Source organism: Chlamydia abortus, from assembly GCF_002895085.1.
Taxonomy (GTDB): domain Bacteria; phylum Chlamydiota; class Chlamydiia; order Chlamydiales; family Chlamydiaceae; genus Chlamydia; species Chlamydia abortus.
The window spans coordinates 418,709-434,453 of record NZ_CP024084.1 but is presented as its reverse complement, the minus strand read 5'-3'; the positions used below and the strand labels follow the sequence as shown (position 1 = coordinate 434,453).

The following is a 15,745-nucleotide window of genomic DNA, read 5'->3' as shown; positions in this document are numbered from 1 at the left end:
TGACCTTAAAAATTAGTACCAAGGAGCTTAGATAAGAAGACAAGAAATGTATAGAAAAAATTTGAATTTTAGAAAGTGAGCATGCAACAGATAGCCATCTATTCTTTCGTTACTCTTTACGGCTTAAGAACTTAAGAACGAGATTGAGCTGAATGATTACATGCTCGGGATGTGATTTTTTTCAAAAAATTATATTACACTGAGGTCTCGCGATACTCTTGTGGAATATAGACAGCTCTGGAATTGTTGACGGATCTGACAACAGGTTGGTCCACAACATCCATGCCGTGCTGGTCTGGTTTTTTTAATACCAATCCAGCAGCTCTCATCCATGGCATAGACATCTTAACAACTAGGTTATCCCTAACGTCAACTCTAGCTCTGTTTTTCAAAGTGCGATTGTTATTTTCTTTCTGAGCGACTTTTCTAGCTATATGCGTATATAAAACAGAAGCGTTCATACTCGCTCTAATGTCACTACGCTGATTTCTTTCTAATTGAACATAGTTCTCTTGAATTGTCTCAAATAGTTGTTGAATTTCCGGATGTCTATGTATTTTAGATTTGTCAGAGCCAGTTTCATCTACTATAACAAGCTTCTTATAAGCTAAAACAATACAAACTAAAGTCATCAGATCATCTGTAGACAACCAAATATTATCCCCATGCGATACAGCCGCAGAAAGAATCCTAGACACATGAGTCATCACACTAGAAGCATCAGAAGTACCTAACCTACGATGCACTTTTGCATCCGCATCTCCATCTTCGGCTTTCGTAACTACAAGAGAAACAAGAGAACTGACCAATCTTTCCGCATCAAAGGGTTCATTAGTAGCAACAAATCCTTGTGATCCCCAAGAACAATCAATCATGACCTTTCCACGCAATTTGTTGTTATTACGATGTGGTGATTAGACAATCCGGATATGATACCTTCCTTAAGAAGCGGACGAGATAAAATATGGGCATAATTGCACGCAGCCTCTCCCCATACCTCTTTGCTTTTACTTTTAATAATTTTATTCAGATCATTTGAAGTCCGGTCACATTCAGCTTTCACTCGATCTAAAGTAGGCAAACCTATGCGTTTACCAGCTAAAAGATCTACCGTATTGACTCCTAAGTTATTTAAAGCGACTAAAACAACAGCCGAGCTGTATTTTGTTTCTAGTTTTCTGAACTCCTCTTCCGTAATTGCCCCTCTGCGGGTATCTAAATTAAAGCATCCTGCAAAAAGACCACATAAAAATGAACCGAAGCCGCCACAACCACCAGCTCCTTCTGTACATCCACAACCTACACAACCACAATTTCCTGAACAAGAATCTGCGCAGCCATCATAACACGACTGCATAACACGTCGTGTTGTCTCGCTTTGCAATACCCCAGAAACTAAAGAAAGTATGGAGACAGCAGTAGCGACATTGGATACTCCATCTGGGTGGGTAGTTTCATATAAATTTCTAATGGCAATGAAGAAAGAGCTCATGCCTTCAGGAAGAGGCAAGCCCAATGTTTCTGTTAATATCCCCATTAACTCCTGCAATACCACGAGAGTTATCGCACCACCTTCACCTTTAAAGAAGGTAAATAACATCTGCATTTCGTGAGAAGATTTACACACAGGTGTTTCCATAATCATGTTACAAAACTTCGTGATGTCTCTTATAGAGGTGAAATCCCCTTCTTTAATCAAGTCAAGTAACTCACGATATTCTTCTCTGGACATCCCTCCTGAAAGGAGATCAAAAAATGCTTCGATCTTGCCCCCACTAATGCTACCGTGAAGTAAATCTTGTTTTAGGAGATCAATAAAAAAGCTGAATAACTGCGTACGCAATACTGGAGATTTCTCCTTTAGCTCCACTTCTTCATTTCCTGCTAAAGGAGTTGTTTCTGTCTCGGGAAGTGAAAGATCGTCTAAGCACTCCATACTCGCACGCGGTTGTGTCAATATTGAAGATCTTGCAAAAAAATCTGCTCCAAGTGAAACAGAGCGCGTCATCACTTCTTTTACATGATCTCGTAACACGACTGTCTCATTTTGTCTCTCTTTGAGATATTCTAAATACGTCACTTTATCTGTTTGTGATTCACTATCACGTCTAGATGGTGACATATCTTCATAAATATCTTCTAAACTTGAGTCTAAAACTGATAAAGCTGCTGCGGCTGCCTCACCTGCATCTGCAACAAAAGCAGAAGAAGTGATCTCCCGACTATTTGCAGTTTCTGGGGATGTTTGTGAAGTTGAAGGTGCGGTGACACTAGTCAACACTGTTTCAGCAACAGCAGAAACCAATGATGTGTTCTCTGTAGTGTTAGGTGCTTCTTGAGGTTTTCCATAACCTAAGAAAGAACGTATATTCCCTAATGGAAATGTCATGATTTTTCTCCTATTTTAATTTTATCCTATTCACTTACAGATCACACCAAACATAGGATTTGACTTGCGAACTTGCGCAAGGGGCTGAGAATCTATATTTGAGAAACTCAAATGTAAATAAAAATTTTAATTGTCACTTGAGAAAGGTAAGAAAAAAATCTATCGCCACAGAGCCATAAAAAGGGATTTTCAAAGAGTTTCGTAATAATCAAGAAATCTGCTACCCTCCTCAGAATATCAATGCAGACTAGAAATAAGGTTGACGAATGTTAAAAATCGATTTAACTGGGAAAATAGCTTTTATAGCAGGGATTGGTGACGATCAAGGCTATGGCTGGGGAATCGCTAAAGCACTAGCAGAAGCGGGGGCCACTATTCTCGTAGGAACCTGGGTGCCCATCTATAAAATCTTCACGCAGTCTTGGGATTTAGGAAAATTTGATCAATCGAGAAAATTATCTGATGGCAACCTCTTAGAAATTAAAAAAATCTATCCTATGGACGCTAGTTTTGATAAACCAGAAGATGTCCCTGAGGATATTGCAGAAAATAAGCGTTATAAGGGCATTTCGGGATATACTGTCTCAGAGGTTGTTGAACGCATTACTAAAGATTTCGGTCATATTGATATTTTAGTCCACTCCCTAGCCAACAGTCCGGAAATTTCTAAACCACTTTTAGAAACATCACGTAAAGGCTATTTAGCTGCATTAAGCACATCCAGTTACTCCTTAGTGAGTTTATTAGCTCACTTTGGGCCTATTATGCCTCAAGGAAGCACGAGTGTTTCTTTAACTTACCTAGCTTCTTCTCGAGCAGTTCCAGGATATGGCGGAGGCATGAGCGCAGCAAAAGCTGCTTTAGAAAGTGATACAAAAATGCTTGCATGGGAAGCAGGAAGAAAGTGGGGCGTCCGTGTAAACACTATTTCGGCAGGTCCTCTAGCCAGTCGCGCAGGAAAAGCGATTGGATTTATCGAGCAAATGGTCGATTATTATTTAGATTGGACCCCGATTCCTGAGCCGATGACAACAGAACAAGTAGGAGCCGTTGCCGCTTTTCTAGCTTCTCCGTTAGCTAGCGCAATTACCGGAGAAACTCTCTATGTGGATCACGGCGCCAATATCATGGGCATTGGTCCTGAAATGCTTCCTAAGCGTTCTTAATTCTGTGGTATTGTGCAACACCTGCCTCCCATGCCGAAAGAATACCTAGCTCTTTCGCTGGGGAGGCAAGAAAATCTGCAATCATATGCATAGATTCCGGAGCGGAGCTCATGACGATCTTAAAGTCACCATGCTCTATCAAATCAATATCATTCGCATCATCCCCTGAAGCTATAATAAACGGCTTTTGTCCCTCATAAACTATGTCAACGACACGATCCACAGCACAACCCTTAGAGACGGATTTGTCCGTCATGAACAAAATGGCATAGTCAAAATCAAACGGCCAACGCATGAATGTAATGGTCAAATTGTTCACTAACTCTTGCGATTGGATAATCCTCTCCTGGACCTTTTCTACCTCGTTTTTCTTACCAAAGATTTTCGCAACAGCAAACGTGGCGTTAGGATAGTCCTTAGACAGTTTTTTAGTTTCTACTAATCTCTCGCGGTCTTTCGCACTAGGAAAATACACAGGGTCTAGGTGACGCAAAAGATCTTTCGCAGTAGAACAATCAACGTGGCGATAATAATGGTCTTGATACAGAGCTCCCGATTCTATAGAACAAACGACATGACTATCCTCTACACACATTTCTAACGCGGGTAAAATTTCATGGGGAATATTTTGAAAATATAGAAATTGATTCTCTACTGAAGACCAAACACAAGCACCATTTTGACAACCCAATAAATAGGGAATAGGAAAATCTTTGAAGAGCTGATGCGCGTAAGAAAAATACCTGCCAGTAAGAAAAAATATGCCCCACCCAGCATGATGGAGATGGATTAAACGCTGAACAATTTTAGGATCCAAATGGTGTGGAAGATGAGTAATCGTACCGTCTATATCCGTAATGAGCAATTTATCCATAAGTAACTTTACCACTCCCCTTAAACTGATTTCGCTCCTTTCACCGCGCCTGATTCTCAGGCATGAAAATCGGTCTATAATAAAGAACAAAATCAATATAAAATATGATAAAGAAAGAAACTATTAAAAACCCTGCGAGATGAATCTTCGTACATCCCGCTTAAACTCAAAATTCATCATCTCAATATACCGGCTTACAGGAACACATAAAGTTACAGTTTAATTTATTCTTGGAACTAATCAAACATTAACTTATAAAGAACTGATTGAAAACTATGCGTTCGTAAAACATCCTAACTTAAAATTGTTTCTTGGTTTATGACGACATAGAAACGCAACAAAGTCTCTAATATGCCGAATAAAATCTTTTCTTTTCTCATATTTTGTATGGATGACCTTGCTCTTGCTGATACTTCTAGCGAGCAAATACATCTCCCAGGAATGTTTCCAGAAAATATGAAACTGGAAATGTTTAAAATGCTGGGCTCCTTAACTCTGCTACTTGCTTTGTTTGGCATCGGAGTTTGGGCTTTTAAGAAGTTCCTAAGATCCAAGGGTCAAGGGCTAGGGAACTCTTCAACAATAAAAATTCTTGATAGACGCTCCATAAATCCAAAAACTTGCATCTACATCCTTCGCGTTGTAAATAAAATTCTTGTTATTGCGGAATCGGGAGAAAACATTACCCTACTTTCAGAATTTCCTCCTGATACGGACATTAACGACCTCATGCAGCAAAATGAAAAAAAACGATCATCACCTACCTCGGCTTTTCTCAGTAAGAGTATTCAAAAATTTCATAAGAATAAGAAAACAGACGACTCTCGTGTTTCTAATTTTACTGATAAAGAAGTGTAATCGCATATTATGAATACTTGGAGTATGTTCAATGACAACATGGTCTTTAAATCAAAATAACTTATCAAAATATCTCACACATGCGGGATTAGAACCTCTTTTAGAGAAAGAAAGTGGTTTAACTTATATCAACATTCAAGCTGAAGATCATGAACTCCCCTTATTTTTTGTGATTCGCAGTAAAGGAGAAATCCTTCAAATGATATGTTACTTTCCCTATCAGCTCTATGATAACCAAAAAGAAGCGACAGCACGGCTCCTCCATTTACTTAATAGAGATGTAGATATTCCTGGGTTCGGCATGGACGAAGAACAGGGACTCATTTTCTATCGTTTAGTTATTCCCTGCCTACAAGGGGAAATGAATGAAACATTGTTACGTGTATATATCGACACAATTAAATTAGTTTGCGATAGTTTTTCTCACTCTATCGGTTTGATCTCTTCAGGAAATATGAATCTTGATGAATTGAAAAAACAGGCACGTAAAGAAAAAAATGAATAACTGAGGGCAACTTCGATGACAACACTCATTTTTTACGATACTGAAACTACCGGAACACAGATAGATAAGGATCGTATTATTGAAATTGCTGCCTATAACCACATAACTAAAGAATCTTTTGTCACTTATGTTAACCCAGAAATTCCTATTCCTGAGGAAGCGTCGAAGATTCATGGCATTACGACATCTACAGTCATCTCTGCTCCTAAGTTCCCAGAAGCCTATAAACATTTCTGCGAGTTTTGTGGGAACGATGCTGTTCTTGTTGCGCACAATAACGATAGTTTTGATTTCCCACTCATGGAAAAAGAATGTCGCCGACATGCCTTAGAACCTTTATCTCTAAAAACGATAGACTCACTCAAATGGGCTCAAAAGTACCGGCCTGACCTACCTAAACACAATTTACAGTATCTACGTCAAGTGTACGGTTTTGCTGAAAACCAAGCACACCGAGCTTTAGACGATGTCATTACCCTGCATAATGTATTTTCAGCACTGATTGGAGATCTTTCCGCAGAGCAAGTACTGGCGCTAATGGAAGAAAGTTACCACCCGAAAACATTTAAAATGCCTTTTGGGAAATACAAGGGTAAACCTCTAAGTGAAGTGCCTCCATCTTATATCCAATGGTTAGAAAACCAAGGGAACTTAGATAAAGATATGAAAGCGGCTATTGACTTAATGAAACAATTGACATGATACTTTCTGCGGCTTTTTCACCCTGTCCCAATGATATTTTCCTATTTCGTTCTTTTTTAGAATGTCATCAAGAATCCCCTTTGTTCAATCAAATGAGGGTAGCAGATATCTCAACTTTAAACGCATTAGCCTTGCAGCACCGCTTTTCTTTAGTCAAAATATCAGCCGCCCTATTCCCGAAAGTCACTAATGATTATATTCTCATGGAAGTAGGAACGATTCTTGGCTACGGAGTCGGTCCTTTAGTTTTAGCTTTAGATCCTCAAGCGCCTATCAAAACAATAGCCACTCCTGGAATCACGACAACTGCTCACCTGCTCTGCAAGATATTTTATCCTGATGCCGAGCTTATCCCTATGAAATATCACGAAATTCTCCTGGCTATTCTTCGCGGCACTGTAGATGCAGGGACGATCATCCATGAAGAAAGGTTTAACTACGCAGCACAACTATGCCCAAGAGCAGATCTGGGCAAGTTATGGGAAGAGAAAACACAACTTCCCCTACCTTTAGGGTGTCTTGTTGTATCAAAGACTGTTCCCCAAGATATTGTACATATGCTGACCTTAGCATTAAGAAAATCCTTATTTCTAGCGATGAAAGACCCCGAAGGTTCTGAAAACAAAGCTTTAGAATACTCCAGAAATAAAGACACAACTGTCATTAGAAAATTTATAGCTACTTATGTGAATGAAGAAACTCTCGTATTATCTGACTTGGGGAAAAAAGCTCTGCACACACTCACCAATTATGTCCGCTGCACCATCTAATTATCTCTGCAAAATTCTCCTTGTCTTAGCAGACAAGAACGAGGCACAGTCTTTACTTCAAGATTTTGCTTTTACAAAACTCACAAATCATTTCTACCGATGTCCGGATCGGCATATGTCTATACTTATAGATATGATTATCCTCGACCGGTGGGGAAAAGATGGTGTCGTGCAATCTTTAACCCATACTGTATTACAAAATTACGACTCCTGTGTAAATGTGGGATTTGCAGGGGCCTGCTCCTCGAAATTTCCTCTTCAAACGCGCTATACTATTGATAAAGTATCTCAGCTGAGCAAAGATATTCCTAATCAACTCGACACTACACCCGAACTGACAGTTACAGCTCTTCCTAGCCTAACCAAAGCTACCTTAGTTTCTGCTCATGCTCCTTATACATACGGATTCCATGACACATTTCAGCTTGTCGATATGGAAGGATATTTTATTGCTGAGTTGTGTAAAAACTTGCATCTACGGTGTATGATGTTGAAAATCACTTCCGATTATACGACAAAAGAGGGAAGAGACTATATTCAACAACACAAGCATGTCTTATCTAAAAAACTGTCCTGTGCTTTTGCCTCAGCTATTTACGATATTATAGAACTCTCTACCCTAGCCGTTTAAAGATGTGCGCCTATCAACTGAAGGATAGTGGCGTAATCAACTCTGAGCTTACAGATGGGGAAGTTTCCCAGTCTTTCGTCCCGGATAATTCCCACATTTTTAAGAAAGCAGGACAAGATGATAAAAGTTCATCTTTCATTCCCTCTGCTACTTTCCTGCCGTGTTCTAAATAAATTACCCGATCTACATGCTCCAAAGTAGAGAGCTTGTGTGCTATAATAATTTGAGTACATTGGCCTTTTAACTGCCCGATGATCTCTTTGATGTAGTTTTCACTAATAGCGTCTAGGGAAGAAGTCGCCTCATCTAAAATCAAAATGGAGGCATTTTTCAACAACGCTCGCGCTATGGTTAATCTTTGCTGTTGCCCTCCTGAAAGATTTTTCCCTGATTCTTCAAGAAGACTATGTACTCCCTGAGGCATCTTCTGCACAAATTCATAAGCATAAGCTTGCTTTAATGCATGCATGACATCTTCCTCAGGGATATCCTTACCACAAGTCAGGTTATTCCAAATAGTGTCATAAAACAAAAATGGGTTTTGTAAGACACAACCCATATGATCTCTCAAAGACGACTTACTATATGACTGAATCGGCACTCCATCGAGAAGAATTTCTCCTTGAGAGACCTCATATAACCTAGGCAGCAATTTACTGATTGTTGTCTTCCCACTGCCTGTTGGGCCTACAATACCAATAGCTTCGCCCTTATGGATAGTGAAGCTCAGATTCTTAAGAACCTTCCTCTCATTATCATAAGAAAAAGACACATCACGGAATTCTAAATTTCTGGTTAATCCCAGGAACTCTTGACTCTCTTCAGACTCCTCATGCAAATCAGGATGGGCAAGCACCTCATAAAACCGTTCCGCAGCCGCGCAACCTTTCATAATGGTCGTGTTCTCATCTCCGAATTTCTTCACGGGGTCATAGATGAAATACAATAAACCACAAAATACAATGAGCTCTTCGGGAGCAATATGAAATTTATACAGACCAATAATGACAACAAAAGCAAAAAATAACGAAGCTATTGTATGCAGTAAAGGACGTGGGAGAAGCCCATAAGCCGTACTTTTTTCTTCTAAAGCGGCTATCCGACTATTTTGATCACAATATTTCTTAAATGCGAATGATTCGGTACGGAAAACCTTGACGGTGACTATGCCCACAAGGAAATCTAAAAGTACGGAAGAAAACTGATCTTGATTTTTTTGTATTCTCTTCGCTAAGGCTTTGATTTTCTTCGCGATGATCACAATAGGAAGAATCAATACAGGAAAAGCAATACAAACTAAAAGAGAAAATTTCCAAGATATCGATAAACACACAGCTAAAGCTAATGTTAGAGTTATCGGAGCTTGGACATAATTCACCATCAAAGAATTTACTGCTTGAGCTATGCTAGCAGAATCTGTGATCACACGACTACTGAGATTTCCCATATCATGGGCATGGAAAAAGGTCATTGGTAACTTTTGTAATGCCCTAAAATAATCCCTGCGGAGATCACAACTCACACGAATAGCGACCACTTGAGACAGGAATCTCTGAAAGAATAGAGTCACGGCTTTAAAAATCGCCACAATAACTAAAAACAAAGCTAAGGAACCAAAACACGACAAATCTATATAGCGAGAGATAAAACACGATAATCTGCTAGTGATCGATGTGCCTTGCTTTCCATAACGAGAAATATAGGCATGTGCCTCCGCTGTAGTTATCGTGTCAGAATCGGGAGAGATGTCCGACCATCTCTCTAAAATCTGTTCTTGACTTAGCTGTGAAGCCTTGATCAGTCGATTATTTTCCTTACGGGCGAAAAGAAGAAAAGCATCAGGTCCTGTTTTTGCAATAATACCTAGAGAAAAAATCTCTGCTTGAGACGACACGGTCAATCCTAAGATGGCAAGCAAAGAAAAACCTAATAGCGTGAGATGCTTTTTATGCCTCAGGACTGCTTTCAGAAGAAGTTTCATAGAGACCTATAGTTCGGAATTTCTGATATCGCTGTTCTAACAAATCTTCTATTGATAGGTCTTTGAGTCGTAACCATTCCCGAAGTATAAAATCTCGAACATCGCGATATACAGCAGCTGGGTTGTGGTGAGCACCACCTACCGGCTCCTTAATGACAACATCCACAATAGCAAATTGTTTGAGATCCTCACCATGCATTTTTAACATAGCAGCCGCTTCACTATTCTTTTTCGGATCCTTCCAAAGAATAGAGGCGCAGCCTTCAGGAGAAATTACAGAATAATAGGAGTGTTCTAACATCGCAATCACATCCCCGATCGCCATGCCTAAAGCCCCTCCGGAACACCCTTCTCCAATAACAAGAACGATAATCGGGGTTTTTAATCTAGCTAATTGGAAAAGATTGTTAGCAATCGCCCATCCTTGACCACGCTCTTCAGCAGTAAGACCTGGGAAAGCCCCTGGAGTATCCACCAAAAAGACAATAGAAAGACCGAATTTCTCCGCCATTTTTGCAAGACGTAGCGCCTTACGAAAGCCTTCGGGGCAGAGCATGCCGAAGTTCCTGTGCATGCGGGATGAGGTATCACACCCCTTTTCCTGGCCAATAAGCATAAATCTCTGGCCCTGAATCTTCGCTAATCCGCCAACAACAGCAGGGTCATCACGAAATGTACGATCTCCACAAAGCTCTACAAACTCCTCACACATGCCTTCAATGTAATTCACTGATCGAGGACGCGAGGGATGACGGCATATCTGCACACGTTCCCAAGGAGTCAAATCTGCATAGATCTTCTCTTTTAACTTGTCTAAGCGCCTTTCCAATTTTTGTATCTCTGAGGAGGAGAGTAAAGAATTTTTTTTATTTTTTTCCTTAAACTCTGCTATCGTTTTTTCATACTCTACGACTTGTTTTTCATGGGGAAGAAGCTCCATAATAACATTCTCTCCTCTTACAAAAAGGATAATTTTAATACAAATAATCCTTAAAAAACAATTATAAGATTACTTTCTCTTCTATTTTCAAAAAAAATAATAAACTATAAATTGCATTTTTCAAAAACAACCGAGACCTCGGCGTCTTGATAGGGAATATTAATCAAAAAATTACTTCCCCAAAACCTTTCTTTTTCTTGTAAAGAAAAAATTTCCATATAGAGACTTGAAGACAGGATGCGTAAGGAGTCTCGCTCTCCATGAATAATGACATCGTTAGACGGCCCTTTATAAGAATCTAAGGAGCTTGACCGTAACCTCGGCCCTTCAACCACTTGACAACTTTTTCCCCTACAAAAAATGGAAAAAGTGGATTTGCAAGGATCTTCTATCAAAGAGTATATCTGACACCGTCTCTCAGAAATCGTAATATGATGACGAATTTTAGATCCTAGGTAAGCATCTTGTAAGTAAGAAAAACCTGTAATTCTCGAACAAGGAACAGACCCTGCCGAAAGAAAAGAAATTTCTGTAGTATCCGGATTTTCTGCAAAAGAGAATTCCTTAACTGTTCCACATAGACCAAAGCCCTGACAATCACTAATATCGCCATAACATGGGCCGTAGTTGACAACACCGACATCTCCGGAATAGTAAGCACCCACGCCACTTTTACATCCTGATCCAGAAACAAAAGCGGATGCCGACCGCGTTCGTTGCATCCAAAAACCTAAATGCGGATCCGTAAATGTATACTCACTCGTCACCTGTTGATCTAACTGGTATAGGAAAGACTTACTCAACGAGGTTTTTTCTTTTATGGATCGAGCGTGTTCCTGACTCCATAAAGCAGGGAAAATCGTCGCCTCATGCATAAATAACGCCTGTTGAAACTCACCCATCATCTGAGCTTGTTTCAAACTGTCATCATAAAACCTGGAGATTTGCAAAAGCAAAAGGCCGAGTTCTGCATGTTCTCCGGGATAAGGAAGTCCTTTCCAAGGGAAACCTCCACGACCAAATAAACGCGCAGCTCCCGAGTCTTCTTGCTCTAACTTCAAGAAGTCCAACCCCAAATCTTGTCCCTCTTCCAAAGCAATAAGCAAGTAAACTGCTCTTGCAATGTCATGCACCTTTAATAAAGGATGATAGCGAAAAAATTTAAAGACGAAATTACGAAGTTTTTTATCCTGACAAGCATAGATTAACTGTTTAACCTGCAAGTCAAAATTTGAGTGGGGAAACACTTCGATACATTCTTGTAATCTTAGCTGTGATCCCATCACCATTCACAATTTCTTACTCAAAAACGGATTGCGCCCAGACAATAATAACAAAAAACTTTAGAGTCAAGCCTCTAAGTACATCCTAAAAACTTGACCCTGATAAATTAGATAAAAGAGAAAGGCACGAAATTAGGAATGCTTCGAAGGAGTCTCGATTAAACGTTTCATTCTTTTTCCTGGAGTAAATTTGACGGCACGTCTCGCAGGAATGTGAATAGGAACAGTAGCGTTTTTAGGATTACGACCTACTTTAGGTTTGCGTTCTACAACCTGTAAAACGCCGAAATCTCTAAACTCTAACCTATCACCTTTGACTAGAGCATCTGTCATTTTATCCAAAAAATTTTGGATTACAGTACGCACATGATTCGGGTGAATCTTGTGATCCTGTGATATTGTACTGATCAGTTTTTTCTTGGTCATGGTAGCCATATTAGCCATTGCCTCCTAATTAAAGTGCCCTAAAGTAACTTGCTGAGTAGCCCTAAATAATAAACTTTTGAAGTATATGCGTATCATATCTATTCATCCTTTGGATTCAAGACATTTTTTAAAAATACGTGGTTGTTCTATATCGTTATAAGTAACGAAAATTCATATTTGTCAAAACTTATGATTTCTGCACCTTACAGTCCGACAAAAACTTCTAAGCTTTCCTATTCTAATTTAATAACGGCAAACACGTGACTTCTTTAATCTAACTTGATAAAGTACTGGCCTTAGTGTCCTCGTAGCTCAGTAGGATAGAGCGGTTGCCTCCTAAGCAGCAGGTCATGCGTTCGAATCGCATCGAGGACGGCTTTTTTCTAATTAAAAAAACTAATTCACCTTTGCAGAAAGTTTTCTGGCCTTTACACTTGCTAAACTTGGTTTCTGAAAGTTCGGACCAGTAAGAAATGTATGCACGCCCTCGGCTATGCCTTTGGCTATATGCATTCGGTAACGTGCATCGGAAAGAGCAGCTCGTTCTCTGGGGTTAGAAAGGAATCCTGTTTCAATTAAAATAGCAGGCATTGTGGTTTCTCGGATAACAGCGAAATTGCCATTCTTCGCTCCCCGAATTTTCAATGCGCCATTTTTCTGCATAGCATTTAGGACATCCTTAGCTAGAGCTTCCGAAGCACGACTTCTCGAAGCAACGTTATTTTTGCCATTATAAAAATATACTTCAGTACCAAAGGCTGACGTGTTGGACGAATAATTACAGTGAATACTGACAAAAATATCAGCTTTGTTTTGATTTGCTAAAGCCGCTCTTTTCCCGAGATCTACATACACATCAGATGTTCGCGTAAGAACTGGCTTATACCCCATTCTCTTGAGATAACTCTGCACTGAAAACGCAAGAGATAGGGTTAGAGATTTTTCCTCATAATGGAACTCTTTACTTGCAGTGCCTTGATCTTTACCTCCGTGTCCCGGGTCGATAAAAATGACTTCGTTACGACGCACACGCTGTGGAAGTGCACTTTCAGCTGCAATTCCTCCTAAAGCAGTTCCGAAGACACAGGCAGTGAGTAAAGTGTAACGATTAAACATAAGACGACAATACCCCGAGTACGATTTCCTTATCATCAAAAGCGATGGTTTGATGTTTAAAAATCTGGTACGTCTCATGCCCTTTACCTGCCACTAACACTATATCCCTATCTGAGGCAATGGACAAAGCATATGTAATTGCTTGTTTTCTGTCGATTTCGATAGAAAAATTTCTTTTTAAAAAGCCGGAACAAATTTCATTAATGATCTTTTCTGGATCTTCACCACGAGGATTGTCTGTAGTCACAACAGCAAATCCATACTTCTCGACGACTTGAGCCATGATTTTTCTTTTGCTCTGATCTCGATCACCTCCGCACCCAAAGACCACGATAAGTCTGCCATCTTGAGGAAGGAGAGCTTGGAGTGTTTGGCATACATTATCTAAGGCATCGGGAGTATGAGCATAATCAATGTAAATAGGACAAGGGCCGGAAAATATGGGTTCTAGCCGCCCTCTAGGGGCTCCTACATTGGCAATAACAGAGATGAGGTGGGGTAAATCACAACGTAATCGTTGGTGAGTGACAGCAATAGCCGCAAGAACATTATAAATGTTATGCTGTCCGATTAAAGGTGAATAACAGGCAAAAGTTTCTCCCTTATATAGCAAGTCAAAATCCGTTCCGAAAGGAGAAAAGCGCACATGGGAAGCTTGATAATCTGCATGCTGCTCTATTCCATAGGTAATAGGTTGGGCTTGAGTAGCCTCAATAAACTGCGCAGCATCACATAAGTCGTTGTTGACTACAGCGAGGCCTGAAGAAGGAAGCATCGAAAATAACTTCAGCTTTGCTTGCTTATACTCTTCAAACGAAGAATGAAAATCTAAATGGTCTAGAGTCAGGTTAGTTAAGACACCAACATCAAAATCGACGTTAGCCAATCTGTTTACAGCCAGACCGATAGAAGAGACTTCCATAACCGCAGCCGAAAGATGGCTCTTCACCATCTTAGCTAAATACTTTTGCAACAAACAGGATTCAGGAGTGGTATACCCATCTTGAATACGACTATTTCCCAGAATATGCTCAATCGTCCCTATTAAACCTGCAGGCTTGTCGCAAGCATCAAACAGAAGTTTGATTAAATGGGAAACTGTCGTTTTCCCATTGGTGCCTGTAATCCCCACAACACAGAGCTTTTGCGAAGGATGACCGTAGTATTTCGCAGCCAGATCCGCCTCAAGCCGAGGAAGATCAGAAGAAATAATTTGTACAACGGGTAAAAAAGGATTATAGATAGAAGAAGCTACAGCAATCGCTCCATTTTCAACAGCTAGGTGGGAAAAGTCATTACCATCACAGTGTTTGCCTTGCTTGGCGATAAAGATATCTCCAACTCCAACATTGCGAGAATCTCTTGTGAGATTTCTTACCTCTACAGAAGAAATCTTCCCATAAATTTTCGCTTTGGTATTGTGAAGGAGTTCTTTTAAATTCATTTTTTAGCCTGAGGTCCTTCTTCAAAAGCTAGACCACTTCTATATCCAAAATTGTTCCTAATATATCTGTAAGCACTCTTATTTTCATTCGGCAAAGAATGAAAATGGCAACCGTATTCCATAAGTTATCAATAAACTTTCGCAAACGAGCAATGCCCGCAGAATTTGCCGCCGAACTATCTTACTTACAGCTATTAAAATAGTCCATCTATTTTTTCTCGCATAAAAAATATACCATTTTTAGTGAAAAGAAATTGTTTCCCAATAACAATTAGCTATCCTAGTTCAAAGCACAAGAATACAAAGGGAAAGATGGAGCAAGACCTTCACTATGAAGCTGGCAGTAGAAACTGCTTGTACAAAAACAATCGAGACTTCGTTGTACACGCAAGTCGTTTCCCAAAAATCATACAATTAGGATGTATACGCAACCACCAAGGCATTATGCATAATGATTGGTTGTTGAATAATAAAAAATCTATTTTAGAAACTCTTGCCCGCACTATACCCTGACTAGGCAATATTTTAGGATTCTCTAAACTTTTTAGCATATTTGCAGCCCCGATAAAAAAAGATAGCAAAGTCGACATCGCAGTGCATACCTTTGCCGGAATCCTAGAAATGCTCGGCCTGGGTTTAATCATCTTGGCACTTAAAATC

General features: G+C 39.8%; 14 protein-coding genes, 1 tRNA gene and 1 pseudogene. 8 read left to right on the top strand and 8 right to left on the bottom strand.

Annotated features, from left to right (window positions below; genetic code table 11):
* Positions 1–194 precede the first annotated feature (194 nt).
* Positions 195–2,389, bottom strand: a pseudogene (locus tag CHAB577_RS02010) (hypothetical protein).
* Between the two features lie 266 nt (positions 2,390–2,655).
* Here CHAB577_RS02010 and CHAB577_RS02005 point away from each other — a divergent pair.
* Positions 2,656–3,555 carry an enoyl-[acyl-carrier-protein] reductase gene (locus tag CHAB577_RS02005; protein WP_006344026.1) on the top strand — a complete coding sequence of 300 codons (900 nt, stop codon included), beginning with the start codon at positions 2,656–2,658 and terminating at the stop codon, positions 3,553–3,555.
* On the opposite strand, the gene CHAB577_RS02000 is transcribed toward CHAB577_RS02005, so the two are convergent.
* Positions 3,542–4,429, bottom strand: a complete 888-nt coding sequence (locus CHAB577_RS02000; protein WP_011097026.1) for an HAD family hydrolase — start codon at positions 4,427–4,429, stop codon at positions 3,542–3,544. The genes CHAB577_RS02005 and CHAB577_RS02000 overlap by 14 nt on opposite strands.
* Positions 4,430–4,780: 351 nt before the next feature.
* Between CHAB577_RS02000 and CHAB577_RS01995 the strand changes: the two genes are divergently transcribed.
* The 5 genes from CHAB577_RS01995 to CHAB577_RS01975 are packed head-to-tail and all read left to right on the top strand — an operon-like array spanning position 4,781 to position 7,895.
* Positions 4,781–5,287, top strand: coding sequence for a FliO/MopB family protein (locus tag CHAB577_RS01995; protein ID WP_011097025.1), 507 nt, complete (start codon positions 4,781–4,783; stop codon positions 5,285–5,287).
* Positions 5,288–5,318: 31 nt separating this feature from the next.
* Positions 5,319–5,792 (top strand): type III secretion system chaperone family protein, encoded by a 474-nt coding sequence (locus tag CHAB577_RS01990; RefSeq protein WP_006344023.1) that lies wholly within the window; start codon positions 5,319–5,321, stop codon positions 5,790–5,792.
* 15 nt (positions 5,793–5,807) lie between these two features.
* Positions 5,808–6,494: a putative quorum-sensing-regulated virulence factor gene (locus CHAB577_RS01985; RefSeq protein WP_006344022.1), complete on the top strand. Its 687-nt coding sequence runs from the start codon at positions 5,808–5,810 to the stop codon at positions 6,492–6,494.
* Entirely contained in the window at positions 6,491–7,264 is a 774-nt protein-coding gene (locus CHAB577_RS01980) for a 1,4-dihydroxy-6-naphtoate synthase (RefSeq protein WP_011097024.1), read from the top strand. Before CHAB577_RS01985 ends, CHAB577_RS01980 begins: the two co-directional genes overlap by 4 nt.
* The gene (locus tag CHAB577_RS01975) at positions 7,245–7,895 is read left to right on the top strand and encodes a nucleoside phosphorylase-I family protein (protein ID WP_011097023.1); all 651 of its coding nucleotides are present in this window, start codon (positions 7,245–7,247) and stop codon (positions 7,893–7,895) included. Before CHAB577_RS01980 ends, CHAB577_RS01975 begins: the two co-directional genes overlap by 20 nt.
* A 13-nt stretch (positions 7,896–7,908) precedes the next feature.
* Here CHAB577_RS01975 and CHAB577_RS01970 read toward each other — a convergent pair whose 3' ends face one another.
* From CHAB577_RS01970 to CHAB577_RS01955, 4 genes are all read right to left on the bottom strand, one after another.
* Complete coding sequence (locus tag CHAB577_RS01970; protein WP_011097022.1) at positions 7,909–9,876, bottom strand: ABC transporter ATP-binding protein; 1,968 nt, start codon at positions 9,874–9,876, stop codon at positions 7,909–7,911.
* Positions 9,842–10,816, bottom strand: coding sequence for an acetyl-CoA carboxylase carboxyltransferase subunit alpha (locus CHAB577_RS01965; RefSeq protein WP_011097021.1), 975 nt, complete (start codon positions 10,814–10,816; stop codon positions 9,842–9,844). Before CHAB577_RS01965 ends, CHAB577_RS01970 begins: the two co-directional genes overlap by 35 nt.
* Before the next feature lie 104 nt (positions 10,817–10,920).
* Positions 10,921–12,105, bottom strand: a complete 1,185-nt coding sequence (locus CHAB577_RS01960) for a hypothetical protein (RefSeq protein WP_011097020.1) — start codon at positions 12,103–12,105, stop codon at positions 10,921–10,923.
* 126 nt (positions 12,106–12,231) lie between these two features.
* Entirely contained in the window at positions 12,232–12,534 is a 303-nt protein-coding gene (locus tag CHAB577_RS01955; protein WP_006344016.1) for an HU family DNA-binding protein, read from the bottom strand.
* Positions 12,535–12,826: 292 nt separating this feature from the next.
* Here CHAB577_RS01955 and CHAB577_RS01950 point away from each other — a divergent pair.
* Positions 12,827–12,900: transfer RNA gene (locus CHAB577_RS01950), tRNA-Arg, on the top strand.
* Between the two features lie 21 nt (positions 12,901–12,921).
* Here CHAB577_RS01950 and CHAB577_RS01945 read toward each other — a convergent pair.
* Both CHAB577_RS01945 and CHAB577_RS01940 read right to left on the bottom strand, forming a co-directional pair.
* A complete protein-coding gene (locus CHAB577_RS01945) occupies positions 12,922–13,641 on the bottom strand; it encodes an N-acetylmuramoyl-L-alanine amidase family protein (RefSeq protein WP_011097019.1) in 720 nt (239 codons plus the stop codon).
* Positions 13,634–15,085, bottom strand: a complete 1,452-nt coding sequence (locus CHAB577_RS01940; RefSeq protein WP_011097018.1) for a UDP-N-acetylmuramoyl-L-alanyl-D-glutamate--2,6-diaminopimelate ligase — start codon at positions 15,083–15,085, stop codon at positions 13,634–13,636. Before CHAB577_RS01940 ends, CHAB577_RS01945 begins: the two co-directional genes overlap by 8 nt.
* Before the next feature lie 312 nt (positions 15,086–15,397).
* Here CHAB577_RS01940 and CHAB577_RS05220 point away from each other — a divergent pair, with 312 nt between their 5' ends.
* Positions 15,398–15,598, top strand: a complete 201-nt coding sequence (locus tag CHAB577_RS05220; RefSeq protein WP_232500314.1) for a hypothetical protein — start codon at positions 15,398–15,400, stop codon at positions 15,596–15,598.
* The last annotated feature ends 147 nt before the right edge of the window (positions 15,599–15,745 follow it).

Bases quoted from the DNA above. Each gene is read 5' to 3' on its own strand.
- CHAB577_RS01940 (WP_011097018.1), bottom strand. From the start codon at position 15,085: ATGAATTTAAAAGAACTCCTTCACAATACCAAAGCGAAAATTTATGGG.
- CHAB577_RS02000 (WP_011097026.1), bottom strand. From the start codon at position 4,429: ATGGATAAATTGCTCATTACGGATATAGACGGTACGATTACTCATCTT.
- CHAB577_RS01965 (WP_011097021.1), bottom strand. From the start codon at position 10,816: ATGGAGCTTCTTCCCCATGAAAAACAAGTCGTAGAGTATGAAAAAACG.
- CHAB577_RS01945 (WP_011097019.1), bottom strand. From the start codon at position 13,641: ATGTTTAATCGTTACACTTTACTCACTGCCTGTGTCTTCGGAACTGCT.
- CHAB577_RS01980 (WP_011097024.1), top strand. From the start codon at position 6,491: ATGATACTTTCTGCGGCTTTTTCACCCTGTCCCAATGATATTTTCCTA.
- CHAB577_RS01975 (WP_011097023.1), top strand. From the start codon at position 7,245: ATGTCCGCTGCACCATCTAATTATCTCTGCAAAATTCTCCTTGTCTTA.
- CHAB577_RS01970 (WP_011097022.1), bottom strand. From the start codon at position 9,876: ATGAAACTTCTTCTGAAAGCAGTCCTGAGGCATAAAAAGCATCTCACG.
- CHAB577_RS05220 (WP_232500314.1), top strand. From the start codon at position 15,398: ATGGAGCAAGACCTTCACTATGAAGCTGGCAGTAGAAACTGCTTGTAC.
- CHAB577_RS02005 (WP_006344026.1), top strand. From the start codon at position 2,656: ATGTTAAAAATCGATTTAACTGGGAAAATAGCTTTTATAGCAGGGATT.
- CHAB577_RS01955 (WP_006344016.1), bottom strand. From the start codon at position 12,534: ATGGCTACCATGACCAAGAAAAAACTGATCAGTACAATATCACAGGAT.
- CHAB577_RS01985 (WP_006344022.1), top strand. From the start codon at position 5,808: ATGACAACACTCATTTTTTACGATACTGAAACTACCGGAACACAGATA.
- CHAB577_RS01995 (WP_011097025.1), top strand. From the start codon at position 4,781: ATGCCGAATAAAATCTTTTCTTTTCTCATATTTTGTATGGATGACCTT.
- CHAB577_RS01990 (WP_006344023.1), top strand. From the start codon at position 5,319: ATGACAACATGGTCTTTAAATCAAAATAACTTATCAAAATATCTCACA.
- CHAB577_RS01960 (WP_011097020.1), bottom strand. From the start codon at position 12,105: ATGGTGATGGGATCACAGCTAAGATTACAAGAATGTATCGAAGTGTTT.